The organism is Fundidesulfovibrio terrae, from assembly GCF_022808915.1.
Taxonomy (GTDB): Bacteria; Desulfobacterota; Desulfovibrionia; order Desulfovibrionales; family Desulfovibrionaceae; genus Fundidesulfovibrio; species Fundidesulfovibrio terrae.
This window is the reverse complement of record NZ_JAKZFS010000005.1, coordinates 263,429-286,956: the sequence shown is the minus strand read 5'-3', so window position 1 is coordinate 286,956 and position 23,528 is coordinate 263,429. Positions and strand designations below refer to the sequence as shown.

Below are 23,528 nucleotides of genomic sequence, written 5' to 3'. Positions count from 1 at the left end.
ATCCACGATGAGACGGCTTTCCGAGGCATCGATCGGCGTCAAGGTCACTCTTCTTTTCGTGGTCATCCTCATGGTGGGTGGCGCGGTTTCCCTGGCCTATATGATCTCCCAGCTGGAACAGTACGCCAAGCGTAGCGAACACGATCTCTCGGGGCAAATGTACGCGGCGGCCAAGATGGAGCGTAAGAATTACGTTACCCTGGCCTACGAGGTAGTGAACTCCTACTACAAACTCTCCCAGGACAAGGAGGCCCTCAAGCGCCGTAAACGCGACGAGCTCAAGCTCGTGGTGGACGGCGTCTACAACCAGGCCAAGGAGTTCCTGATCGCCAACAAGGACAAGCTCCCCATGGAGGAGATCAAGTCCCGCATTAAGCAGATGGCCAGGAACGCCAGTTTCGACGAGGGCAACTACATCTGGATCAACGACACCGAACACCGCATGGTCATGCACCCGGTCAAGCCCGAGCTGGACGGGCAGGACCTCAAGGACTTCAAGGACCCCCACGGCACGCCCATGTTCCAGGATATCGTGAAGACGGCCAAGGAGCACGGAGAGGGCATGGTCAGCTACATGTGGGACAAGCCCGGCCAGAAGGGCAGCCCCAAGGAGAAGATATCCTTCGTGCACCTGCTGCCCGAGCTGGGCTGGATATTCGGAGCCGGCTCCTGGATGGAGGACATCACCAAACGCATGCAGGAGGACGCCAAGGCCGCCGTGGCCCAGATGCGTCTGGACGACGGCAACTACTTCTGGATAACCGACACCACCCGGCCCGTGCCCATCACCCTCATGCACCCCACCTCGCCCCAGTTGGTGGGCAAGGCGCTTGATTCACCGGCATTCAACAAAGCCACCCACAAGCAGGCCGGGCTCTCGGGCAAGATGGAAGAGATTCCGGGCAAGTCCGAAAACCTGTTCGTGGCCATGGTGGACGTGGCCACCATGGCCGGGGACGGCTATGTGGTCTACCAGTGGACCAAGCCCACCAAGGACGGAGGGGCGACCACCGAAACCTATCCCAAGCTCTCCTACGTAAAGCTCTTCAAACCCTGGGGATGGGTTGTCGGCATGGGCGAATATACCGACGACATCGACAGGGCCGTGGCCGCCCAGACCTCCGACTTGCGCAACGAGATCGAGGGCATCGTCCTGCGGTTGGCGATTTTCGGGGCCTTCTTCCTGGCGCTGGCCGCCGCCGCCTTCATCTGGCTCACCCGCAAGACCCTCAACCGGCCCCTGGGCGCGGTGCTCCACTACGCGGAGCAGGTGGCCGGAGGCGATCTGGACGCCAGCCTCAAGGGGACGTTCACCGCCGAGATGGGGCACCTCAAGGAAGCCATCGAGAAGATGGTGGCGGAACTCAAGGCCCGCCTGGCTTTCGCCCGGGGAATCCTGAACGCCGTGACCCTGCCCTGCATCGTCACGGACTTAAACGGGAAGGCCCATCTGGTGAACCAATGGCTGGCCCACTTCCTCCACGAGAAGCACATGCCCGAGGACTACGTGGGCAAGGACCTCTCCCAGGTGTTCTCCTCCCACCGGCAGTTGGAGACGATCATCCGGCAGGTCATCGACAAGCGCGAGATCATGACCAACGTGGAATACGAGGGCGCGCACTCAGGCGGGGAGAAGTTCTTCGTGAAGATCGACACCGCCCCCATCCAGGACGAAGCCGGAAACATGGTCGGGGTCATGGCCATGCTCACGGCCCTGACCGACATCAAGCGCAACCTGCAGTTGCTCAAGGAACAGAACGAAACCATTGCCCGCATCGCGGGCGAGGCCGACACCCTGGCCGCCGAGGTCAACAACGACAGCGAACGCCTTGAACACCACGTGACTGAGTCCAGCAGCGGCGCCAAGACCCAGCAGCAGCGGGTGGGCGAGGCCCTGGACGCCTCGGAAAAGCTCAAGCGGATGGTGCTCGAAGTGAGCAGGAGCGCTTCCCAAGTCTCCGGCAACGCCGAAACCGCCCGGCAGAGGGCCCAGAACGGCGCGGAGGTGGTGGGACAGGTCACGGGGGCCATCGGGCGCATCCGCGATCTGACCGACGCCCAGAGCCGCAACATGGCCGCCCTCGGGCAGCAGGCCGAGGGCATAAGCCAGGTGATGACCGTCATCAACGACATCGCCGACCAGACCAACCTCCTGGCCCTGAACGCGGCCATCGAGGCCGCCCGCGCCGGTGACGCCGGGCGCGGTTTCGCTGTTGTCGCCGACGAGGTGCGCAAGCTGGCCGAGAAGACCATGGAGGCCACCAAGGACGTGGCCAAGGTGGTTCTGGCCATCCAGGAGGGCACCCGGGCCAACATCGTCGAGTCCGACAAGGCGGCCAAGGCCGCTGCCGAATGCACGCAGCTGGCGGATACGGCCGGGGTGTCCCTACGGGAGATCGTGGGCATGTCCGAATCCACCGCCTCGCAGGTTCACGCCATCGCCAACGCGTCCGAGGAACAGGCCGAAGCCGTGGAGGAGATCACCCGCTCAACCGAAGAGGTCAACCAGCTGGCCTCGGAGATCGCGCAGGGCATGGATCTGTCGGTGGAGGCCGTGCGCGGCCTCAATGAGAAGTTTGAATCGCTCAACCGGCTTATACAGAGCATGTGCACCCAGCAGGCCGAACAGGGCCGGGACGCCTGTCACATGCTGAAATAGCCCGAACGCCCTTGGCGGCGAAAACGGAGAAGGAGTGACCATGGCTCGGATACTGGTCGTGGACGACGCGGAGATGATACGAGTGTTTTTCTCGACCCTGCTCGCGCAGCAGGGTCACGAGGTCGTCACCGCAGGAGACGGCGTGGAGGCGGTGGACCTCTTCAGGAAACAGCCCGCCGACCTGGTGTTTATGGACATCTTCATGCCGCGCCAGGAGGGGCTGGCCACCATCACCGAACTGCTCAAGATACGTCCGAGCCTGCCCATTGTGGCCATGAGCGCGGGGAGTTCCTTTACCGATCTGGAGACGCTCTCCTGGGCCAAGGATTTTGGAGCCAGGAAGGTGATCACCAAACCCCTCGACGTGGACGAGGTGCTCGAGAGCATCACAAGCCTCTTGGGGGCGGCGCGCAGGTAGGACTGGCCCGTGGGGGGCGTTCGTAAAGAATGCGTAACGGTGCGAATTGAGCTTCGCCTCACCACGTTCAGACAGAGAGGCACGCCTCACAGGCCGAGCGAAGCGGCCTCAACGATCTGAACGCGATCAAGAAGCAAACCGCCTCTTCAGTCCCGAACCGGAACCGAGCGAGGCGGTTTCTTGTTTGTGCCTGGATCTTTTGCCCTGGGCGCATGTTGAATAATTCTTCACCCCAAGTAGTACCGATATATTATTGCAATAGGCATCACCAGCGCGGCAAATATAATAAATACTGCATTTAATGAAAGGCCAATTCTGCGGTAAATGGAATCGTGTCCTTTCCATGTAGATGAAATCGAAAAGGAAAAAAGTATGAATGGTAAGGTGAAATATCGTCCTTGTACCCCGGAAATGATTTGCGCTGGATGTTTAGACCAGCCTATAAGCATAGAGGCGAACACAATAAATATTGACACGATGGATGCAAGCAATATTAAGAATCTTTCAATCTTCATGCTGGCAAAAGTCTTGATGGAAATCGATAGCACAATGGTGAGCGACAAACATATAAGCAAGAAAATATATTGCGAATCAGAGAACGCTATGTCGAGCCACCCAAGTCTGCCTAGCAGGCCACTTGTGTACCATGAGATTAATTCTCGTGACGACAAAGTATTACACAGTACAGCAATAAACTTAACTGGATTATTCAGGTAGAAGAAGATGATGTCGACCTTTGATGCGTCTTGTGAAACGCGTAGGTCTGCCGTGTTAACTATTGAGTATAACGTCCAGTATAATACGCCAACTAAAGAAAAAAATCCAAACAACATCTTGCGCCAACGAAATGGATTAAAGCACGACATTATAACGAGCGCAAACACTGGGAGCATCTGCAGGCGGCAAGAAGATATGACGGATATCAGAAACGTCATGATATAAAATAATTTTTCTTTTTCATCCTTTGCTGAGTCCGATATGTACAAGAATATGGATATCAATAGTGCAGTTAATGATATTGATGTATAGTCAATGCATGCGGAAGTTAGTTGGAATAGGCTCATCGGGAGAATGAGAAGGGCCGCGAGGAGGGGACTGCAAGGCCAATAGGAGAATGCGATCCATAGCAAAGCCAAGGACACTGCGATATTGCAAGTTCTCGCAAGCTGATACGAACTGTACACAGTCAGGTTAAGGGTTCTGCCAACAAAAAGCCCTATTGCTTGCGGAGTGTAAATGAGTGGAAAATAATACCCAGTTCCCGGAGCAGTAGAATAAGTCTCAAGGCCAGACCATCGAATCGTGCTTGCAGAGCTGGTTTCTTCCCGGTTGATTTTATTCAATGGCTTAAAAGGAAGATTGGTAAATTTTTCCATGAAGTTGAGGAGGGCGGTGTCAACCATGCCGCCCGTGGATTCCCCTTTCCGAGTTTCAAGAAAAAAAACGCCTCGACTTAACATATAGGCGCGTTTCACATGATCAAACTCATCTGGAGACTGGAATGGGGGGATGATGCGCAAAAACAACAAGCCAAAAACAGCGACAAGTGTAAGCAACAAAAGAATAAACAGTTTGTCAAACTTTGTATACGTATTCACAGATGCTCCGATGATGAATTCAAAATGGATTATGGCGTGAAGTATTACGCGAGGGGAAAATACTTTGAAACTCGCTATTTCAATCTTTCGCGCTCTGCGTAAATGATGTGCAAAGGCCTGCTTGGTACTGTACTTATGTCATATCCGATGAATGCAAGTATGAATTGGATACCAACGATCAGCGGTAATGCCGAAAGCATGACTGTTCCGGAGCTGGCGACATTGCCAGTCTTGACTGAATGATACCATTGCGAAGAGCCAAATAATACGCCGAAAGTAAGTAATATTACTCCGCATGGTAATTCTAGGGATGCAAGAGACATATCACGGAGATAGTAGTTGTAAAATATCCGCTTTGAAAAATTTACGGCATGTTTATAAAGAAATTCAAACAGAATTTTTGAAATCTTCAAGTTGCTTTTTTCATCTCCGTAAAAGGCGTCCATTGGCACATCTACGACAACGGCCTTGATAATGTTCAATCTGAAAAGAATGTCGGTCTCAAAAAAATAGCGCAAACTTAACTTGTCAAAAGGAATTAAAACTGCTGCTCCGCGATGAACAGCCGTAAAGCCGTTGGTTGGGTCAAATATATTCCAATATCCTGATGAAATTTTAGTCATAAATGACAATGCGGCATTGCCAAATTTTCGAGCTCTGGGCATCGCTGAAAGCTTCTCGAGGTTGTAAAATCTATTTCCTTTTGTGTAGTCTGCCTGCCCTGCAACTATGGGGCTCACGAGTAGAGGTATCTTTGCTGGGTCCATTTGGCCGTCGCCATCCAGCTTCACGATTATGTCCATCCCGTCGGAGAGAGCCTGCTTGTAGCCCTCGATTACGGCCCCACCTACGCCCATATTGTGCTTGTTCACTATGACGCGTACCCTTTTGTCAGGGTGGTTGTGTTCCACATAGTGTCCTGAGTGCTCCGGGCAGCAGTCGTCAACGACATAGATCCTGTCTACTTCTTGTCCTATTCTAGTCAGTACACTCAATATTTTGTCTTTAACCCTGTAACAGGGGATTACGACTGCAATTTGTAGGGATGAGATCATGATTTTTCCACCTTATTATTTATGACAGCAACTAATTGTGTTGAGTATTTATTGATAAAAGCTGTTATAACAGTTCATAAAATTTTGTTTAAAATTGAATGTAGTTCATTTTTTAAATATAGACGTTATTTTTTTACTGTTGCATGGAATGCGAAAAATAGATTTAAATCAATGGAGGGAATAGGTAGCGGCCACCAGCTTTCTTTTGCGCCAGGGAAGTAATGTCTGAGTAGGTAGATGAGGTTATTGCACGAGTTGACGTGTTCTCGGGCCATTATATAATCGTATGCTATTCCTTGCGCGAGGGCATTCTTTCGTGGCCCTAAATGCCGTCCTAAGCGCCAGGCAAGACCAGGGTCAGTTGGAAGAAGAACCGAGAGGACCCCTTCGTCCTTAAGTACCCTATGCCACTCTTGCAGGACGAGATGAGGATGGTAGAGGTGTTCGAGAACATGACAAGCCAAGAGCCTGTCGAATGTTCCGTCTTGGTATGAGAGGTTTTCTGCGGATTGCACTTCAAATTTAATATTTTGTTGTTCTGCATTGCTGATTTTTGTTTTTGCAATCCCAAGAGCATTTTCATCTGCATCAGTAATAATATATGTGCTAAATGTATGCCTGACGTACTTGAAATGTTCTCCCGTTCCCGACCCCACCTCTAGAACTTTTTCGAAATGGACACGTGGACTAAACGCCTTCTCTGAAAGTTTGTGACTCTCTCTCATTACAAGAGACTGGATTCCGCCAGAATAGTTTGAGTTGTCGTATACCTTTGAAAATCGTTCCCTGTAGTTGTTCCATTCAGTGTCGTTGTAGTCCATTTGACTATCTCCGTTCGTAAACAATTAATTTATATTGCATTGTTTGCGATCGAATATTATTTTTGAGTTTCTGTGTTATTTGCGTGCTCCCATCATCCCGCGTGATAAACAATAATGATGAGCTATATGGAATTTGTTTAGAAAACTATGCGTGAGTATGTCTTGCGTAATTGTATCTGTTTGGACTGATTGTATTTTTATGAATGCCCCCTTCGTCGCCAGTGTGTCGCCTGCCGTCCGGAGCATCTCCAGTTATTTCTGGTTCCTAGAAGACCGTCTCTATTTTATCTAACAGGTATTCTCCGAATCCCTCAATTGGGGGAAACACGAAAGATACGTATTTTCTACGACCCATGTCTTTCCACGGTTTGACGATTGTTGCGCTGGACGGTTGTTGTTCGCTCCAGGTTTTCCGGGTGGGCACTTGGACGGGTGGGGTCATGCGAGGCGGGTGGATTGAAAACCATGACCTCTAATCGTGCCCGACCAGGGCTGAACGCCCTTCGGCTTGTCGATGCGTTTAGTTAGGTAAGGGGGGCGGCCGCGCCGATACTCCGGCCTGACTTGATCTTGATTCTGGGGCTGGCGGGCTTCCCAGGCTTCCGGGCGTGATCCGACGTTTGTCGGGGCCAGGAAGGTCTTATGTCCTGCGTGCCCCAGAAAGGTGCCTGCGCAAAACAATCCTGCCTGGCCTGAATTCCGTTCGTGGGTTGCCTGAGGGCGGCGTGCGCCGAAGCCGGAGGCCGGCTAGGCCGGGAAACGGCAATGCTGGATCTCGTGAAACGGCTTCTCAACGAAAAAAGAGGTTTAGGTGATGTACCTAAACCTCTTAAATCCTTGGCGGGCAGTACAGGATTCGAACCTGTGGCCTTTGGCTCCGGAGGCCAACGCTCTATCCATCTGAGCTAACTGCCCTTTGAAGCCGCTTTATGTATGTTGGGCAGCGCGCGATGTCAAGCGAGGCGAGCTTTGGCCACCGCTTTCTTTTGTTCTTTTGCCTGGGAGGCGCACACCATGTTGCGCCCGTTGGACTTGGCCAGGTAGAGCGCCTGGTCCGCCTGGCGGATCAGGTCCTCGCGCTTGTCCAGGGAGCCGGGGCTGAGCGTCGCCACTCCGATGGAGGCCGTCACCTGGAAGTTCTTGTCCGCGTAGTTGAAAGTGGCGTGTTCGATCTTGCGCCGCAGGCGCTCCGCCAGGACCCATGCCTGGTCCTCTGTGGTCTGGGGCAGGATGACCACGAACTCTTCGCCTCCGAAACGGGCCGCGAAGTCCGTTTCGCGGCATGAGTCGTCCATGATGGCCCCCACGTCCTTGAGAACCATGTCTCCGGCCTGGTGGCCGTAGGTGTCGTTGATGGCTTTGAAATGGTCCAGGTCGAACAGGAGCAGGCTCAGGCTGTGCCGGTAGCGCTGGTGGCGCTTGAGTTCGTCCGCCAAGCGTTCGTCAAAGGATTGACGATTATGGATGCGCGTGAGCCCGTCGTGGTCCGCCTTGGCCTTGATCTCGCGGAAGAGCAAGGCGTTGCGCAACGCCAGGGCCAGGTGGTTCGCGGCCGCATTGAGCGACGTCACCTGATCCTTGCCCAGGCGCAGATTCTTGTCCTTGGCGATGCTTAGGCAGCCGAAGGCGCTGCCCGCGATCTTGAGAGGGAGCAGCATGGCCGTCTGGGCGCCGGGTTCGGGCATGCAGGAGTCCGGCGAGACCTGAAACAGATGCTCCACCGTGAAGGCGTCCACCGGGCCTCCGGCCAGCTTGGTCGCGCTGCCGAGCAGGTATTCGATCCAGGACTGTCTGCCGTGCTGGTCCAGGCACGGGGCGAGAAACAGTTCGGCCTCCAGCTTGCCGTTTTCGCCGGGCTGCCAGAAAACGCCCTGCAGGCCGTGGATAGGGAAGAGCAGGCTCAAGTCCTCGCGGGCGTTGGAAAGGATCGTGCCCGGTTCGAGGGACTGGGAAGCCCGCGCCAGCACCGTGTTGAGAAAGATGATCTGGTCCGTCTTGCGGGCCAGGAGTTCGCGTTCGAGCATGATTTCACGGGTCATGCTGAAGATGTCGTCGTAGAGGCCGCGCACTTCCTTGGCTCTGAACACGGCGTCGCGGATCTTGTTGGCGGTGATCGGCGGGGTGAGCGCGGTCAGGAAACCCAGCTCGAGGATTTCCTCCACGTCCGGGCCATCCTGGGGGCCGTCCAGCAGGAGCACCCGCTGGGTGAGCTCCCAATCGCGCAGGTGCTTGCGGGAGGAGGGCGGCAGGACGTTCCACACGGAGAGCGGAATCCAGACCGTGAGCGGGCTGGCCTTGTCCATGTCGCGCTTGGACGGCAGGGCGGTGATGGGCCAGTTGCGCAGGTGGTATCCGGACCCCAGGGCCGTTTCCAGGGCCTTGGAAAGGTTCTCGTCGAGCCCTAAGCCCCAGATAAGGTCGGGTCTGCTGCCTCGTTTCATGGCGTTCCTCCGAAGGATGTGCGTCAATGCCGCCGTCCGTCTTATGCAATATGCGGTCCACGTGGCTGGAATGGCCGCCCGGAGAGACGGTTTGACTTCAAGGCTGCCGCATGTTTCATGAAAACAATGATCGCCAAACGCATCTGGGCCACCCTGGACCCGTTCGTGGAGCAGGGGCCGATCCTGGGCAGGACCCAGGCCAACGCAGGGTTTCTGAGGGGGCTCCTGGACCTGGACCCCTACGACGCCTACCGTTTCTATCCCGCTTCCGCCGGGGCCTGCGCGCAACTCTCCGGCGCGCTTTCCGAACGGTGGCCGGATCTGTGGGGGCAGGGCCGGATCGAGGTCATAGAGCGCCGCCAGCTTCCCGGGCAGCTACGCGCAACGCCGCACCACGTCTTCCATCTTTCGGACTGCATCATGCACCCGGGGTATCTGGCAGCAGTACGCAATGCCTGTTCCGGGCAAATATTTCCCATCACATCCGTCACCCATTCCCTGAGCTATGCCCGTTACGGACAGGATTTCCTTAAGCATCTGAGCCCGTGCACCACCCCTCGCGACGCCGTGGTGGCCACGTCCCGGGCGGCCGTGGGGGTGGTTCGGGAGTTCTACCGCTTTTTGCGCGAAGGCTACGGCCTGGACCCGGCCGTCCACCGCGAACCGGCCGTGGAGCACGTCCCCCTGGGAGTGGATCTGGACGAATTCCAGGCCCAGGACGAGATCCGCCGCGCCCGGTGTCGCCGGAGCCTGGGCTTCGGCGGTGAGGTGGTCTTCCTGGTCCTGGCCAGGCTGTGCCACACCTCCAAGATGGATTTCCTGCCCATCTTGCGGGCTTTCCACCGCCTGTCGCTTGGCGGGTTCCGCCTGGAAGGCGCGAGGCTCGTGCTGGCCGGATGGACCGACGAGAGCGACTGGGGGCGGGGCGTCCTGGAAGACCTGGCCCGCAACATCGGCCTGCCCCTGACCGTGGCCGAGCGCCCAACTGACGAGCAACGACGGGCGTTCTACGCAGCGGCGGACGTGTTCCTCTCCCCCTCGGACAACCTCCAGGAGACATTCGGCCTGACCCTGCTTGAGGCCCAGGCCAGCGGTCTGCCGGTAATCGCTTCGGATTTCGACGGCTACCGCGACCTGGTCCTGCCGGAGGAAAGCGGACTGCTGGTTCCCACGATGGGGCCGTCAGCCACGGAGGGGGTCGACCTCCTGGCGCCCATGTGTTTCGACAACCACACCCACCTGCTGCTCGCACAGCGGATGGCTGTGGATGTGCCCGCCATGGCCGGGGCCATACGCCGCCTGGCCGAAAGCCCGGGGCTTCGCCGCGAGATGGGACGTGCCGGAGTGCGCAACGCCTCGGGATACTCCTGGCGGGCCGTCGCCGGACGATACGCCGATCTGTGGGAAAAACTCTGGACCCGCGAAGTGCCGGAGAGCCCTGGCACGCGCCATCCCTCGGCTGTCGTCTACGCCCGGGTGTTCGCGGGATTTCCCGCCGAAGTGGTCGGTTCGGCCGTTACTCTCACGGCCAGCAGGCTGGGCAACGCCGTGTACCGGGGGCAGGATTTCCCCTTGGTCTACGAAGGGCTGGAGGCGGTGGTGGACGAGCAGGCCATGCGCGCAGTCCTGGTCTTCGCGCGAAAGCCCGTGGCGGCGGCGGAACTTACGGAAAAGCTCATGGCGGCCCAACCGGGCATGAATGCGGAAAAAGCCCAGGCCCTGGTGCTCTGGTGCTTGAAGCACGATTTGCTGGAGAGAACCCATGCCTGACCCGCCCGGCGTGCACCACCACGTGCTCCTTGAACGCAGGGGCGGCGCGGCTGGAGTGGCCAGGACGCTCGCGCGCATGCAGGCGAGCGAGCGCTCGGTCAGCCTGAGTTTCGAAGCGGCCGAACCCGGAGGAGCCGAGCCCGGAGGACTGGAATCCTTCCTCTGCCCGCCGGACAGGTTGGCCGGATGCGCTCCCGCCGGCCGCATCGTCCACGTCCACGCCACCAAGGACTGGGGCGGCCTGCTCTCGGGTTTTCTGTCCGTTCCCAGGCCGCTCGTGGTCACGGCGCACGATTGCGCGCTCATCACGGGCGGCTGCGTCTATCCGGCATCCTGCCCCAAGCACGAACTCGGCTGTCCGGACCCGTGCCCGCGCGATTATCCCGACACAAAGCGCACCCGCGCCGAGCGCCACGCCCTGGTCCGGGACGTGCGGCCCGCCATGGTCTCTCCGTCGTCGTGGCTGGCGGGCCTCTTGAGGCGGGAGTGGCCGGACCTCGCGGTGAAGGTGGTCCCCAACGGCGTGGTCGTGCCGCCGGAGCTCATGGAGAAGGCCTCCGCCCGGGCGAAGCTCGGCATCGCGCCCGAAGCCCGGGTGGCGCTGTTCCTGGCCCACGGGGGCACGCGCGCCGGGTATAAGGGCGGCGGGCGCTATGAGGCGCTGTTTGCCCGCATCGCGGCGTTGGTGCCGGGGGCGCTGGGCGTGGTGGCTGGCGGGGAGGCGGCAGAGCGGCACGGTGGCATGCTGTTCCTGCCGTATCTCGAGGGCGAGATGCTGTCGGTTGTTCTGTGCGCCAGCGACGTTCTGGTCTATCCGAGCCTGGCGGACAACCATCCGCTCATCGTGCTGGAAGCCATGGCCCACGGGCTGCCGGTGGCGTCCTACGCGGTGGGCGGGATCGTCGAGCAGGTGCTGGACGCAGTGACGGGCCGGCTGGCTTTCCCCATGGACGAGGACGGGCTGGTCTCGGCGGCTTCGGCGCTGCTCACGGACCACTCGCTGGCCCGGGCCATGGGCGAGAACGGGAGACAGCGGGCGCTCAGGCATTTTACGGCCGAGCGCATGGCCGCCGACTACGCCAAGGTATACGCCCGGCTTGTCGCCGTGCCCGGGGGCTCGAGCCCGGATCAAGGCCAAATGGGGTAGGGCCCTCGCGGCCCCTCCCGGCCGGGGCGTCCGGACAAGAGGGGCCTTGCACGTTTCAGGCGTCGGGGGCGTGCCAGGAAAGCTCGATCTTGATGGAAGCCTTGGCGCCTTCGGCCTTGGGCTTGCGCTTGCCCTTGCATTCGACCTTCAGGGTGCCCCCGATCTCCACGTCGCCGCCGGAGGTGGCGATCTTGCCCTGCGCCAGGTCGTCGGCCAGGTTCCGGAGCATGACGGCGGCGTCGTAGCGCAGCATGGTCTCCTTCACATCCATGAGTACGGTCTTCTCTCCCATGATTTCCTCCTGAACGGATATTTGCCGCAACCTTAGCCGTTCTTGGTCCCGGTTGCATTACATTTGCGAGAAATTCCCGGACTCATTTCAGCCTGGCGTCGCTCATGTGCGTCATGACGTCTCCTGTGGATGCGGATGACAAATCTGAAATGTTGTGTGGTGTAGCTTCCGGGAGCGCCTTGTCTCATCTGTGAGGAATTTCGATTGCGAGAGGATTTCCCTTCAAAAGGGTGATGCATGGGGTGAAAATTGTTTCGCGCAAGAGTCGAAATTACATGGGGACGACTTGACTTGGTGTTTGAAAAAATATTGTTGTCGTGGCAGAAACAGTCCGTCGGTGTGGATGGATATGTTTGCCGTGCGTGAATGGTGAGGTATGCGATTGCAACAGAGTTTCCTTCGGCATCTTGTTCCCTGGAAGTGGGACGTTTCAACCGCGCCGCGCCTGGGGTGCGTCTGCGCCCTGTCTGTTTTGCTGTTTTGTTCCCCTTCCATGGCCCATGCGCAGGTTCCCCGCGAGTGGGACTCCTACAAATCCAAGTTCATCCAGCAGGACGGCCGGGTCATCGACTTCGTCAACAAGCAGATGAGCCATTCCGAGGGACAAGGCTTCACCATGTATCTGGCCCTGGCTTTCGGCGAGCAGGCCCTTTTTGACACGGTGTGGACCTGGACGCGCAACAACCTGGTCACGGTCGGACGGGACGGTCTCGCCGCCTGGGCCTGGGGCAGGCGCGACGACGGTTCCTGGGGCGTGCTTGACGCCAACGACGCCTCCGACGCCGACATCTTCCTGGCCTGGACGCTCCTTCGCGCCGGCGAACGCTGGAAGAACAAGGACTACATCGACGCGGCCCGGGCCATGACCGGGGCCATCCAGGCGAAGCTGACCGTCGAGGCGGGCGGGCGCCTGATCCTGCTGCCCGGCCGGGAAGGGTTCGTAAAACCCGGCGAGATAGCCTTCAATCCTTCGTATTTCGTCTTCCCCGCGTTTCACGATCTGGCGCGCGCGGGCGACACGGCCTTCTGGCGCAGGCTTCACGCCTCCTGCCGGGAGCTTGTGGGGAAATCCCTGGCCGGTCCGCTCAAGCTGCCGCCCGACTGGATGGCCTTCTCGGGCGGCTCGCTGACGCCCTGGGGGGATAAAGGCCGCTATTTCTCCTACGACGCCATCCGGGTGCCGCTCTATCTCTCCTGGGACCTGGACCGCGCCTCCCTGGCCGGTTTCACGGACGTGATCGGGCTTTTCAAAAAGTCCGGATCGCTTCCCGCGCGCTTCGGGCTCACCCCCGGCGCGGACGACGAGGGCGAGGCCCCGGCGGGCTTCTACGCCGTGCTGGCCCGGGCCGCCGAAACCCTGGGCGATGGCCCGGGAGCCGCCGCGTTGTGGGAAAAGGCCGAGGCCAAGCTCGCCAACGAGAAGGAAGACTATTACTCCCACGTCCTGTTTTTGATGTCCAAGACGCGAGGATTGCAATGAAACGGTACCGCGCGATCATTTACGCGGCGCTCCTCACGGGCCTGTGCGGCGTCGCCTCCGCGCAGACGGCGGCCCCCGTGGTGGAAAGGCAGGGGCAGGGACCGTCGGTGGTCCGTGAATCGGAATCCCCCGGCGTCAGGACCACCCCGCAGGAGCCGTCGTCGGTGGAACGGTCAGCCCAGCCGGGCCGCCGGGCCGGTTCCGGTGACGCCGATGGCGTGGCCATCCCTGCCGATCAACTCGTCGCGGCGGGGTGGGAGCGGTTCAAGGCCGGGGACTGGCTCCTGGCAGAGGACGCCTTCGCCAAGGCCCTGGCCACGGCGCGCGGCGAAACAGCTCTGCGAGCCCGCCTGGGCCTGGGGTACACGAGCGTGCGCCTGGGCAAGCTCCCCCAGGCGCGGGAGAATTTCCAAGCGGCCGTGGACGCGGGCTACAACCTCCAGGAGACGCTCCCGGCGCTTCTGACCGTGCTCAAGGCCCAGGGCGACCGTGAGGCGCTCAAACGCTACGCGGCCATGCTCCCCGAGTCACAGCGTGGCCAGTGGGCCGAGGTCAAGCCCGAGGAGGCCGCGCCCTCACCGACTCAGACGGCTCAGGCTCCCGCCGCCGAGGCGGGCGTACGCCAGGCATTCACCCTGGCCGGGGCCAATCCCCCGGCCGCGAAGCTCCAGGCCATGCTGGCCCGGTACGCCGGGGCGCTGGGCTCGTGCTCAGACGCGGACGTTTTTCTCAAGATCGCCCAAGGGCTCTCCGGCCAGGGGCAGTCGGCCCAGGCCCGGCCCGTGCTCACGAAACTGCTGTCCTGCCCGCGCCTGGACTTCGGCATCCGCCTGGGCGCGTTCTACGAATTGGCCGCCATCACCCCGCCGGACATCGCCCGCGAGCATCTGCACCGCTATCAGGAGACGGCGAAGGGCCTCACGGAAAAGCAGCTGCAGTCCCTGCGGGAGCTGGCCGTGGTCCTGGACAAGAAGGAGATGGGGCAGCCCGGAATAATCAAGTCCCGGCGGCTCGAACTGGCCGGGGACATCCTCAAGGCGAGCCCTGGCGACCCCGACGCCCGAGCGGCCCTGGCTTGGGACGCCCTGGACAAGGGCGAGCCAGCCAAGGCTTACGACGCATTCCGCGCGCTGAAAGACCAATATCCCAGCCGCCAGGACGTCCTGGCCGGGCTCGGCTACTGCCTGTACCACCTGGGCCGCCTGGACGAGGCCTTGGCCGTGGCCTCGGCGCAGTCCGGAGACCCGGCCATGAAGGATTTGGCCTATCAGGTCTACGTCAAGAAGGCTTTCGCGGCCGTGGAGGCCAAGGACTACCCCTTGGCCACGGCCATGGCGAAAAAGGCGGCAGGCGTCTGGCCGGAAGGGGCGGAGGTCCGCGAGGTTGAGGGCTGGACCGCCTTCGGCAAGGGCGATTTCACCCAGGCCTACGCCGTGTTCCAGGAACGCTACGCCGCAACGGGTGACAAGCGCTACCTCTCGCCCATGCTTCTGGCCCTTTCCAGGAGCGGGCAGCGGGTGAAGGCTTTCAGCACGGCCGCGCAGCTGGCCGCGGATGCGAACCCCGAGGGCAAGGCCGCAGCAGCGGGGTTCTACAAGGACCAGAACGCTCCCATCCTGGCTGCCTCCGCCTCGGACAACAAGGACCCGGCCACGGCCAACGCGGCCACCCAGATGGCGGACGCCGTGGGGTTCGTGCGCTCCAAGACCGGCGACAGCGGGTTCTCCCGGCTCACCGAATGGAGCGCCCCGGCAAGTTACTCCCTGGCCGGGCGGGACGGCTGGCGGCTCACGGGCGCCTTCACCCCGACCTTCCTTTCCAGCGGCAACGCGCCCGCCATCCCATACGCCGGGTCCTACTATGCCCAGGCGTCCGGCGTCCCCCCGCGCAATTCGCTCATCACCGACTTGACCGTCTATACCCCAAGCCTCTCCCTGGATGTGGAGGGGCCATACAAACTGCGCTTCCAAGGCGGGACCACCCCCCTCGGCGGCCCCATCGCCGTGATGCCCACCTTCACCGCCAACGCCTCGGCTCCCGAATGGGAGGTGCAGCTGCACCAGAAGCCCGTCACCGAGTCCATCCTCTCCTGGGTGGGCCAGCGCGACCCCTACGGGTCCAAAACCTGGGGGCGCGTGCTGCGAAGCGGCGGGCAGGGTGCGTACGTTTTCACCCCGGCGGAGAAGTGGTTCGTGAGCGCGGGCGGCGGGGCCGAATACATCTGGGGACACAACGTGGCGGACAACGCCGGGGTCAAGGGCAACCTCTCCGCCGGCAGGACCTTCGACATATTGGACAACCAGCTGGCCTTGGGCGCGTTCGGGACCATCAAGCACTACGCCCGCAACCTGAACTTCTACACCTTCGGCAACGGCGGCTACTACAGTCCCGACCTGCTGTTCATAGCCGGGCCGTTCGTGCGCCTGCGCTCGCCGCAATACCGCGACTACTGGTTCGACCTGGAAGGCTCCGTGGGCTACATGTACGAGCGCACCGCCGGGGCGTCCAAGTATCCGGTCACGGGGGCGTCCGTGTTCGCGCCGACGTCCGGCCAGATCGCCGAGATCGGCGGCAGCTATTCCGGCAAGAGCGACACGAAGTTCTCCTATTCGGCCAAGGGCGAGGCGCTCAAGCTCCTGACGCCTTATCTCGCGGCTGGCGTCTTCGGCGGCGTGAACAACGCGGCTGATTTCCGCGAAGCCTACGGCGGACTCGGCCTGCGCCTGTACCTGGATCCCCAGGCGTCCTTCTGGGCTCCCAAGGGGCTCTTCCGGTACTACACGCCGCTGGCCAGTGATTGACGCCAGGATGATGAACGTTGACGCGCCAGCGCCCGGGCCGGATCGGCCTGGGCGCTTTTTTGTGTCTTCTCCGGGTTGCTCGCCCCGGGGAATGAATCGTCCATGCGCAGGTCCGATTTGTTCCCGGTTGTTATGACTGTCCGAGCGGGGTATCATGCCTGCGGTAAATCGATTCACCTCCAACCACACACGCAAGGATCGACAATGAGGCACATGAGCAAGATTCTGGCCCTCGTATTGACCGTCACCGCTTTGTGGGCCGCCGTGGCCCTGGCCCAGACCGGCCAGGCGCCGTCGAATCCCGCCAAGCTGACCACCCTCGGCAAGTATTGCACCGCCATGGAGGCATACCTGATGTGGCGCGCCAAACCCAAGGAAGTGACCATCCTGGATGTGCGCACCCCGGAGGAATACAGCTTCGTGGGGCATGCCGAAATGGCCCTGAATATCCCCGTGTCTCTCTTCAACGCCAAGTTCAATGCCGAGACGAAGCGTTACGGAATGGACGACAACCCCGACTTCACGTCTCAGGTCTCCATGCGTCTCGGCAAGAACGACACCATCCTGGTTATGTGCCGTAACGGAGAACGCACGGCTCCGGCGGTGAACAAGCTGGCCCAGGCTGGTTTCACCAATGTCTACAGCGTGGTGGACAGCTTCGAGGGCGACGCCGTCACCGACCCCGAGAGCGTCTACAACGGCAAGCGCATGAAGAACGGCTGGAAGAACTACGGCCTGCCCTGGACCTACTCCCTGAATCCCGATCTGGTCTGGTCGAAGTAGGGCGGACGCACACGTCTTGAAGGGGTGGCTTGGTCATGGCTGAGCCGCCCTTTTTCGCGCCCAAAAGCGGGGAACCCCCCTCTTGACCACCTGGGGCAGAGCAGCGATATGATTCCGGAAAATTCCCGGAGGCTCCCATGACCAAGTTCCTCTTTGTGCTCTCTCGCGGCCCGGAAGACACCACCCGCAGCGTACGCGCCCTGTTTCTGGCCAAGGTCGCGGCCAACAAGGGCCACGATGTGACGGTGTTTTTGCTGGACGAGGCCGTCTACTGGGTGAACCTGGGCATGGCCGAAAAGGTGCGCATCCCTACGGGAGACGCCCTCATCGACCAGATAAACGAGCTCCGGTCCAAGAACGTGAAGTTCCTGGTGTGCAAGCCGTGCGCGGAAGCCCGGCTCATCGGCGAAGACGACCTGCCGGCCGGATTCGAGATCAGCACGGCCGCCGTACTCATCGACATGGCGGTGGAGGCCAAGGTATTCAGTTTCTAGAAGCGCACCAGCTGTTTCAAGAAAAACGGGGCCGTCCACTTAGACGGCCCCGTTTTTTCAGGAAGAATTTCCAAGGTGGAGATCACGCGACAGTCTCGGGCCGAGGCCTGCGGGCGTAGCGTTCAGCCAGGATGGAGCAGGCGAAGAGCTGCAGTTGGTGGTAGAACATGATGGGCAGCACGATGAGCCCAAGTCCAGGATGGGCTCCGAAGAGCATCTTGGCCATGGGCACGCCGGAGGCCAGGGTCTTCTTGGAACCGCACATCACGGCCGTGATGCGGTCCTCCATGTCGAAGCCCATCCAGATGGCGATGCGGGTGGTGCAGAAGAGCACCACTGTGAGGATCACGCCCGCTCCCAGCAGGGCCGCCCCCAGGGTCCCCATGCCGTAGTCGGTCCACAGGCCGGACTTCACCGAGTCGCAGAACGAGCTGTAGACCAGCATGAGGATGACGCACTTGTCGAAGGGGTTGATGGTCTTCTTGTGTTTGTCGAACCAGGTGCCGATCATGGGCCGCAGGGCCTGGCCGATGAGGAAGGGCAGGAGCAGCAGCATGGAAATCTTCATGATGGCCTGGCCCAGGGAGATGCCTCCCTCGACGCCGCTTCCGGTGACGAAGCTGACAAGCAGGGGGGTGAGGAAGACGCCAAGAAGGCTCGACAGGGTGGCGTTGAAGATGGCCCCGGGCACGTTGCCCTTGGCGATGCCGGTCATGGCCACCGAAGAGGAGATGGTGGACGGCAGGGCGCACAGGTAAAAGAACCCGAGAAGCAGCGCGGGAGCCAGCATCTTGCCGAACAGGGCGTTGATGCCGAGCCACAGCAGGGGAAACATCACGAAGGTCATGAGCTGCACGGACAGGTGCAGCTTCCAGCGGGACATGCCTGCCCACATGCGCTCGGTGCTTAAGCCCAGTCCGTGCAGCAGAAACACCGAGAAGATGCCCCAATCGGCCAGCTGGTCCGCGTGGATGGTCCCGCCGGTCATTCCGACCTGGGGGAAAAGCGTCGCCAGTATCACCGCCGAGATCATTCCGGCGAGGAACCAGTCCTTGGACATCCGTTTCAATGCCTTTGCGATCATGCGTCACTCCCTTGGGTTTCGGCGCGAGCTTGCCGCTCTGCAGATAACCATTGACCGGCAATGTGGCATAGCGATAGAAACACAATATATGTCTCAAAACGGACAAAATCTCCCTCCCAGGGAGATACCACAACTACGCAAACTCCCCCGGCCGGTGCATTCCAGGTCGGAATCCCTGGCTGCCGGATCCTGGACCAAGCCTCACGCCCACAGCTGGGCACAGTTCACCTATGCTTCCAGCGGCATTCTGGAGGTGCGCACCTCCCAGGGCAGCCACATCGTTCCGCCGCAGCGGGCGGTGTGGGTCCCTCCCGACACCGAACACGCCGTGGTCTCCTCTGGTCCGGCCCTCATGCGCTCGCTCTACATCGACTCCGACGCCGCTCCCTGGGTGGCCGAGGCCCCATGCCGGGTGCTCGAGGTGACGCCGCTTGCCCGGGAACTGATCCTGGCCGTGTCGGCTCTTCCGGCCGACTATCCCATGGACGGCCCTGAAGGGCGCCTGGTCGCCGTGCTCCTGGATCAGCTGGAGACCTTGCCCGAAGCCGATTTCACTCTGCCGTTTCCCGTGGAATCGCGCCTGGCGGGCATCTGCACGGCGCTTCGCAACCAGCCCGACGACAGCCGCACCCTGGAGGAACTGGCCGGCACGGCCGGGATGTCCGCCCGGACCCTGGCCAGGCTGTTCGAAAAGGAGACGGGGCTCAGTTTCAGGGAGTGGCGCCTGCGCCTGCGTCTCTTGCTGTCGCTCTCGGGGCTGCAGCGGGGCGAGAGCGTGACCTCAGTCTCCATCGACTCCGGATACGAATCGCCATCCGCCTTCATCGCCGCCTTCAAGCGCCATTTCGGGCGCACTCCGGGCGAGTTTTTCCCCTCCTGATCGGCCAGGGCATTTCATACTTCCCCGGTTTGGGGCATTTTCACGTGTGTTGCCGCTTACATCCGGTCGAAAAGTCGGCTATGGGGGAGCCAACCGGCAACGCCCGGCAGGGCGGCCCATACATGGAGGACCACGATGGCTGCAAAACGCATCCTGATGCTCGTCGGTGATTTCGTCGAGGATTACGAGGTGATGGTTCCTTTCCAGATGCTTCTTATGGTCGGACATGACGTGCATGCCGTCTGCCCGGGAAAAAAGGCCGGGGACAAGGTGAAAACGGCTGTCCACGACTTCGAGGGAGACCAGACCTACACCGAGAAGCCCGGCCACAACTTCATGATCAACCACGATTTCGACAGACTCGATCCGCTGGATTACGACGCGCTTGTGATCCCCGGCGGGCGCGCCCCCGAGTACATCCGGCTCAACGAACGGGTGCTGGAGATCGTGCGGCACTTCGCCTCGTCGGGCAAGCCCATCGCCTCCATCTGCCATGGCCCGCAGGTGCTGGTGGCGGCGGGGGTGCTCGAGGGCAAGGGATGCACGGCCTATCCCGCCGTGCGCCCGGACATCATCGCTGCCGGAGGCAAGTGGATGGAGATCAACGACACATTTTCCAACGCCCACGCGGACGGCAACCTGGTGACCGCCCCGGCGTGGCCCGCCCATCCCGAGTGGATGCGCAAATTCCTGGGGATTCTCGGCTCGAAGATCGAGCCCTAGTCCGTCCTGTGCAGGTTCTCGAGCAAGGCGGGCGCGGCCGTATGGCCGCGCCCGTTTTTTGCCCGCTATCCGGCCACGGCCCGCAGCACTCCCGAATCGTTGGGGCCCTTGAAATCGAGCCTTCTCACGTCTCGGAAACCGGCTTCCTCGAGCATACCTCGCAGCTGGGCCTCGCTGTAGGACTGGCCTCCGGCCGTGCCCAGCAGCATGTTCAGCGAAAACAGCGCCGGGAACTCGGGACCGTCCATGGTGTCATTCAGGATGAACTCATGGATGAACACGAGTCCGCCCGGTTTGAGTGCCTTGGCGGCCTTGCCGATGATGGTCCGGCATCCAGCCGGATCTTCGGCGTGCAGGATGTGCGACAGCCAGGCCACATCAAATCCCCCGGGAACGGGATCCTGGAGGTAGTCGCCCGGGATGAAGCCGATGCGGTCCGCGACGCCGTGCCGGGCGGCGATGGTGCGGGCGAAAGCCTCGGACGTGTCCAGGTCGAACACGCTGGCCTGCAGGCCCGGATTGGCCAGACAGAAGTGGACCGCGTAGGTGCCGGGGCCGCCTCCCAGGTCAAGGAAGCGCTCCCTGCCGGTGAGGTCGATGCACTTGGCAAGCCTGGGGGCGATGGCCGAGGCTAGGTTGTACATGCCCAGGAGGAAGTCTTCGCGGCCGTCCCCGGATCCGCCGCGACCCCGCACGGGTTTCCCGGAGCGTACCGCGTCGGGAAGCTGCGCCCAGGAGGGCATGAGCCGGTGGTGGTGGCGGATGATGTAGCCGACGTAGTCCGGCGAGGTCTTCACCAGGAACCGGCGGGCGGCATCGCTCAGGGCGTAGGCGTCGCCGTCCTTGGTGACGAGGCCCATGGCGGCGAGGGCGTTCAGGAGCATCGTGAGCGCCCTGGCGTCGCACGCAAGGGAGGGCGCCAGGGAAGCGGCGGACGCCGGGCCTCCGTCGAGCGGCGTGAAGACGTCGAGCATCGCCCCTGCGTGCAGGGCGCAGGTCGGCCAATAGGAGCCGGAAATCCGGAGCAGTTCAGCGGGAGAGGATGCGTCGATGGTCATAAGCGGCTTCTCCTGTTGCCTTGCGGCGTAGTGTCCGGTAGATTCGGGATGATCAGTATCAAAACATCTTCATTGCGACAAATACGGAGGAATTTCATGAGAATCATGTCCTGCACTCTCGGTTTGGCTCTTGTGTGCATGTTCGCTTCCGTGTCCGCTGCAGCCGATGGCAAGGAGCTGTACGTGCGGTGCCAGGGATGCCACGGCCAGGACGGCAGCAAGCTCCTGAAGAGCAAGGCCGAGGGAGACGTGCTCAAGGCCCTCACCGGCTACAAGGCCAAGACCTACGGCGGTGAGAAGAAAACGGTCATGGAAAACCTGGTGAAGAACCTGAGCGACGAGGACATGCAGGCCCTGGCCAAGTACATATCCACGCTTTAAGGCATCTTGTGAGGCTCGGGGGCCGGGATGAACACGGCGATGGGCTCCCTGATGGAACGCGACTAGGCCAGATTCTCCAGGCGTTCGATCATGGAGCGGCTCATTTCGAGCCCCTGGGCCAGCATGAGCGCGCCTCCGCGCGTGCACAGGGCTTGGTCAGGAAACGGAAAACGTGCCCCTGATTCACCGCCGACATGACGGACTCCAGATCGGCATGGCCCGTGAGCATCACGGCGTACCATCACTCTGTCAAAAAAGTAATCGACCAACACGGGCTTTTGTGGGCAACCTGGCGTACAGGAGGCCCACCTTTGCCGTGTGAGGAATACATGCGTATCGCCCGTAGAAGATTGCCTCTCATGATGTTCGCCGTCCTGTTGGCCTCGGCGTGGCTCGCCACGGGATGCATCGTCCTGTTGGATGAACCCAGACCCGTGGTCTATGCGCCGCCCCCGCCACCGCCTCCACCGCCGGTTTATTACGCTCCGTCACCGCCTCCCGGCTACTACGTGCCAGCCCCTCCGCCGGCCGTGGTCATCGAGGGTCGTGCAGGCGGCGGGCAGAACCCCCAGCATGACCGCTCCAGGCATGTCCAGGCCAACTGCAACACGGTCTGGACCGGCTGCTCAAACGCCTGCAACACGAATATAGATGCCAACCAGCGCGCCGTGTGCATCGCCAACTGCAACCACGCGCGCGACCTGTGCGTGCGCAAGAACCTGGGGTATTGAAACCCGGGCGGTTTCGTTCTCCCGCCCGGTGTCGGCCTCTTTCGGCCGATACCGGGCTCCGCGTCGAGAGCGCTCCATCGTAAAAACAAAAGGCCCTGGTTTCGGCCAGGGCCCTTGAGAACATGTTCGCGAGATCGACCAGGATCGGCCTTCTCGTTCCTCGGCGCATGCGCCGAGGCGTCCGACCGCTGTGCGCGCCTGTCCCGCTACATCGCCTTCAACACTTTGATCAGTTCGTCCACGCTCCGTACGATCCGCTCGCAGCTGGCGTGGATCATGGCGTTAACCAGGGCTCCCGGCACGTCTCCGGCGGCGCGGAAATCCGTGCGTATGCCGATGACCGGGATGCACCTGGCGTGGGCGAAACCGATTTCCCAGGCCGTCCCGTCGTCGACCTGGGGGCCGTCCAGGAGCGCCACCACCAGACTGCAGGCGGCCATGGCGTCCCGGCAACGCTCCATCACCCTGCGGGGGGCGTCGTTGCCCCAGGTCGCTATCTCGGACTGATCGAGCAATTCGTATGGCCAGATGACCTTGCGGCCGGTCTCGGACTGGATGCGGGCCTTGGTGGAGCGATGCCACGCCTGCTTGGCCTCGGAGAACAGGGGGCCGGCGAGGTAGATCTGGTCCAGCTCGGGGGGGACGGTTATGTTCATGGTTCGCTTCCTTTGTCCGATATGGCGGTATCCGATGTCCGCGCGATGTGGAGGCTGCTCGCGGGGCGTCGCATCCTGCGCATTCTGCCCCTAGGTGATCAGAGATAGGCAACGTGTCAACTACGCATAATCGAAGAAGGGCGGATTGTCGTCCCGCCGGGCGGCCAGGCTCGCACGCCATCGAAGCAGCCTCGCGTGTTGCCTCGCCCTCCGCAGCGCTGTAAGCTCTCCCGACTGGGCCGCAATGTCTTCGCGG

20 protein-coding genes and 1 tRNA gene are annotated in these 23,528 nt (G+C 60.9%); 12 read left to right on the top strand and 9 right to left on the bottom strand.

Annotated features, from left to right (window positions below):
• Positions 1-7 precede the first annotated feature (7 nt).
• Complete coding sequence (locus ML540_RS16020; RefSeq protein ID WP_243363479.1) at positions 8-2,659, top strand: methyl-accepting chemotaxis protein; 2,652 nt, start codon at positions 8-10, stop codon at positions 2,657-2,659.
• A 40-nt stretch (positions 2,660-2,699) separates the two neighbouring features.
• Entirely contained in the window at positions 2,700-3,077 is a 378-nt protein-coding gene (locus ML540_RS16015) for a response regulator (protein ID WP_243363477.1), read from the top strand.
• 227 nt (positions 3,078-3,304) lie between these two features.
• Here the strand turns inward: ML540_RS16015 and ML540_RS16010 are convergent, their stop codons facing one another.
• From ML540_RS16010 to ML540_RS15990, 5 genes are all read right to left on the bottom strand, one after another.
• Positions 3,305-4,675, bottom strand: a complete 1,371-nt coding sequence (locus ML540_RS16010; RefSeq protein WP_243363474.1) for a DUF2142 domain-containing protein — start codon at positions 4,673-4,675, stop codon at positions 3,305-3,307.
• 74 nt (positions 4,676-4,749) lie between these two features.
• Entirely contained in the window at positions 4,750-5,730 is a 981-nt protein-coding gene (locus tag ML540_RS16005; protein ID WP_243363471.1) for a glycosyltransferase family 2 protein, read from the bottom strand.
• Between the two features lie 125 nt (positions 5,731-5,855).
• Entirely contained in the window at positions 5,856-6,551 is a 696-nt protein-coding gene (locus ML540_RS16000; RefSeq protein WP_243363469.1) for a class I SAM-dependent methyltransferase, read from the bottom strand.
• Positions 6,552-7,389: 838 nt separating this feature from the next.
• Positions 7,390-7,466, bottom strand: a tRNA-Arg gene (locus ML540_RS15995).
• A 38-nt stretch (positions 7,467-7,504) separates the two neighbouring features.
• Entirely contained in the window at positions 7,505-8,992 is a 1,488-nt protein-coding gene (locus tag ML540_RS15990) for a GGDEF domain-containing protein (RefSeq protein ID WP_243363467.1), read from the bottom strand.
• Between the two features lie 117 nt (positions 8,993-9,109).
• On the opposite strand from ML540_RS15990, the gene ML540_RS15985 reads away from it, so the two are divergent.
• Together ML540_RS15985 and ML540_RS15980 are read left to right on the top strand one after the other, a co-directional pair.
• Positions 9,110-10,762, top strand: coding sequence for a glycosyltransferase family 4 protein (locus ML540_RS15985; RefSeq protein WP_243363465.1), 1,653 nt, complete (start codon positions 9,110-9,112; stop codon positions 10,760-10,762).
• Positions 10,755-11,909 (top strand): glycosyltransferase, encoded by a 1,155-nt coding sequence (locus tag ML540_RS15980; RefSeq protein ID WP_243363462.1) that lies wholly within the window; start codon positions 10,755-10,757, stop codon positions 11,907-11,909. Before ML540_RS15985 ends, ML540_RS15980 begins: the two co-directional genes overlap by 8 nt.
• Positions 11,910-11,964: 55 nt before the next feature.
• Here ML540_RS15980 and ML540_RS15975 read toward each other — a convergent pair whose 3' ends face one another.
• Complete coding sequence (locus ML540_RS15975; RefSeq protein ID WP_243363460.1) at positions 11,965-12,201, bottom strand: amphi-Trp domain-containing protein; 237 nt, start codon at positions 12,199-12,201, stop codon at positions 11,965-11,967.
• A gap of 376 nt (positions 12,202-12,577) precedes the next feature.
• Here ML540_RS15975 and ML540_RS15970 point away from each other — a divergent pair, with 376 nt between their 5' ends.
• From ML540_RS15970 to ML540_RS15955, 4 genes are all read left to right on the top strand, one after another.
• The gene (locus ML540_RS15970) at positions 12,578-13,681 is read left to right on the top strand and encodes a family 8 glycosyl hydrolase (RefSeq protein ID WP_279343493.1); all 1,104 of its coding nucleotides are present in this window, start codon (positions 12,578-12,580) and stop codon (positions 13,679-13,681) included.
• The gene (locus tag ML540_RS15965) at positions 13,678-16,482 is read left to right on the top strand and encodes a cellulose synthase subunit BcsC-related outer membrane protein (RefSeq protein WP_243363448.1); all 2,805 of its coding nucleotides are present in this window, start codon (positions 13,678-13,680) and stop codon (positions 16,480-16,482) included. The genes ML540_RS15970 and ML540_RS15965 overlap by 4 nt, the downstream gene beginning before the upstream one ends.
• A gap of 213 nt (positions 16,483-16,695) precedes the next feature.
• The gene (locus ML540_RS15960) at positions 16,696-17,265 is read left to right on the top strand and encodes a rhodanese-like domain-containing protein (RefSeq protein WP_243363445.1); all 570 of its coding nucleotides are present in this window, start codon (positions 16,696-16,698) and stop codon (positions 17,263-17,265) included.
• 137 nt (positions 17,266-17,402) lie between these two features.
• On the top strand, positions 17,403-17,759 hold the full coding sequence (locus ML540_RS15955; protein WP_243363441.1) for a DsrE family protein: 357 nt from the start codon (positions 17,403-17,405) through the stop codon (positions 17,757-17,759).
• 82 nt (positions 17,760-17,841) lie between these two features.
• On the opposite strand, the gene ML540_RS15950 is transcribed toward ML540_RS15955, so the two are convergent.
• A complete protein-coding gene (locus ML540_RS15950) occupies positions 17,842-18,843 on the bottom strand; it encodes a bile acid:sodium symporter family protein (RefSeq protein WP_243363438.1) in 1,002 nt (333 codons plus the stop codon).
• Between the two features lie 154 nt (positions 18,844-18,997).
• On the opposite strand from ML540_RS15950, the gene ML540_RS15945 reads away from it, so the two are divergent.
• Together ML540_RS15945 and ML540_RS15940 are read left to right on the top strand one after the other, a co-directional pair.
• Positions 18,998-19,723, top strand: a complete 726-nt coding sequence (locus ML540_RS15945) for an AraC family transcriptional regulator (RefSeq protein ID WP_243363435.1) — start codon at positions 18,998-19,000, stop codon at positions 19,721-19,723.
• 135 nt (positions 19,724-19,858) lie between these two features.
• Positions 19,859-20,446, top strand: a complete 588-nt coding sequence (locus ML540_RS15940; protein WP_243363424.1) for a DJ-1/PfpI family protein — start codon at positions 19,859-19,861, stop codon at positions 20,444-20,446.
• Positions 20,447-20,511: 65 nt separating this feature from the next.
• On the opposite strand, the gene ML540_RS15935 is transcribed toward ML540_RS15940, so the two are convergent.
• A complete protein-coding gene (locus ML540_RS15935) occupies positions 20,512-21,504 on the bottom strand; it encodes an acetylserotonin O-methyltransferase (RefSeq protein WP_243363413.1) in 993 nt (330 codons plus the stop codon).
• A 96-nt stretch (positions 21,505-21,600) separates the two neighbouring features.
• On the opposite strand from ML540_RS15935, the gene ML540_RS15930 reads away from it, so the two are divergent.
• Both ML540_RS15930 and ML540_RS15920 read left to right on the top strand, forming a co-directional pair.
• Positions 21,601-21,885, top strand: a complete 285-nt coding sequence (locus ML540_RS15930) for a c-type cytochrome (RefSeq protein WP_243363411.1) — start codon at positions 21,601-21,603, stop codon at positions 21,883-21,885.
• 329 nt (positions 21,886-22,214) lie between these two features.
• The gene (locus ML540_RS15920) at positions 22,215-22,616 is read left to right on the top strand and encodes a hypothetical protein (protein ID WP_243363408.1); all 402 of its coding nucleotides are present in this window, start codon (positions 22,215-22,217) and stop codon (positions 22,614-22,616) included.
• A 206-nt stretch (positions 22,617-22,822) separates the two neighbouring features.
• On the opposite strand, the gene ML540_RS15915 is transcribed toward ML540_RS15920, so the two are convergent.
• A complete protein-coding gene (locus tag ML540_RS15915; protein WP_243363406.1) occupies positions 22,823-23,272 on the bottom strand; it encodes a nucleoside 2-deoxyribosyltransferase in 450 nt (149 codons plus the stop codon).
• Positions 23,273-23,528 lie beyond the last annotated feature (256 nt).

What these genes read in the sequence shown, in the direction of transcription:
- ML540_RS16020 (WP_243363479.1), top strand. Translation starts at nt 8, where the DNA reads ATGAGACGGCTTTCCGAGGCATCGATCGGCGTCAAGGTCACTCTTCTT.
- ML540_RS16015 (WP_243363477.1), top strand. Translation starts at nt 2,700, where the DNA reads ATGGCTCGGATACTGGTCGTGGACGACGCGGAGATGATACGAGTGTTT.
- ML540_RS16005 (WP_243363471.1), bottom strand. Translation starts at nt 5,730, where the DNA reads ATGATCTCATCCCTACAAATTGCAGTCGTAATCCCCTGTTACAGGGTT.
- ML540_RS16000 (WP_243363469.1), bottom strand. Translation starts at nt 6,551, where the DNA reads ATGGACTACAACGACACTGAATGGAACAACTACAGGGAACGATTTTCA.
- ML540_RS15990 (WP_243363467.1), bottom strand. Translation starts at nt 8,992, where the DNA reads ATGAAACGAGGCAGCAGACCCGACCTTATCTGGGGCTTAGGGCTCGAC.
- ML540_RS15985 (WP_243363465.1), top strand. Translation starts at nt 9,110, where the DNA reads ATGAAAACAATGATCGCCAAACGCATCTGGGCCACCCTGGACCCGTTC.
- ML540_RS15980 (WP_243363462.1), top strand. Translation starts at nt 10,755, where the DNA reads ATGCCTGACCCGCCCGGCGTGCACCACCACGTGCTCCTTGAACGCAGG.
- ML540_RS15975 (WP_243363460.1), bottom strand. Translation starts at nt 12,201, where the DNA reads ATGGGAGAGAAGACCGTACTCATGGATGTGAAGGAGACCATGCTGCGC.
- ML540_RS15970 (WP_279343493.1), top strand. Translation starts at nt 12,578, where the DNA reads ATGCGATTGCAACAGAGTTTCCTTCGGCATCTTGTTCCCTGGAAGTGG.
- ML540_RS15965 (WP_243363448.1), top strand. Translation starts at nt 13,678, where the DNA reads ATGAAACGGTACCGCGCGATCATTTACGCGGCGCTCCTCACGGGCCTG.
- ML540_RS15960 (WP_243363445.1), top strand. Translation starts at nt 16,696, where the DNA reads ATGAGCAAGATTCTGGCCCTCGTATTGACCGTCACCGCTTTGTGGGCC.
- ML540_RS15955 (WP_243363441.1), top strand. Translation starts at nt 17,403, where the DNA reads ATGACCAAGTTCCTCTTTGTGCTCTCTCGCGGCCCGGAAGACACCACC.
- ML540_RS15950 (WP_243363438.1), bottom strand. Translation starts at nt 18,843, where the DNA reads ATGATCGCAAAGGCATTGAAACGGATGTCCAAGGACTGGTTCCTCGCC.
- ML540_RS15940 (WP_243363424.1), top strand. Translation starts at nt 19,859, where the DNA reads ATGGCTGCAAAACGCATCCTGATGCTCGTCGGTGATTTCGTCGAGGAT.
- ML540_RS15935 (WP_243363413.1), bottom strand. Translation starts at nt 21,504, where the DNA reads ATGACCATCGACGCATCCTCTCCCGCTGAACTGCTCCGGATTTCCGGC.
- ML540_RS15930 (WP_243363411.1), top strand. Translation starts at nt 21,601, where the DNA reads ATGAGAATCATGTCCTGCACTCTCGGTTTGGCTCTTGTGTGCATGTTC.
- ML540_RS15920 (WP_243363408.1), top strand. Translation starts at nt 22,215, where the DNA reads ATGCGTATCGCCCGTAGAAGATTGCCTCTCATGATGTTCGCCGTCCTG.
- ML540_RS15915 (WP_243363406.1), bottom strand. Translation starts at nt 23,272, where the DNA reads ATGAACATAACCGTCCCCCCCGAGCTGGACCAGATCTACCTCGCCGGC.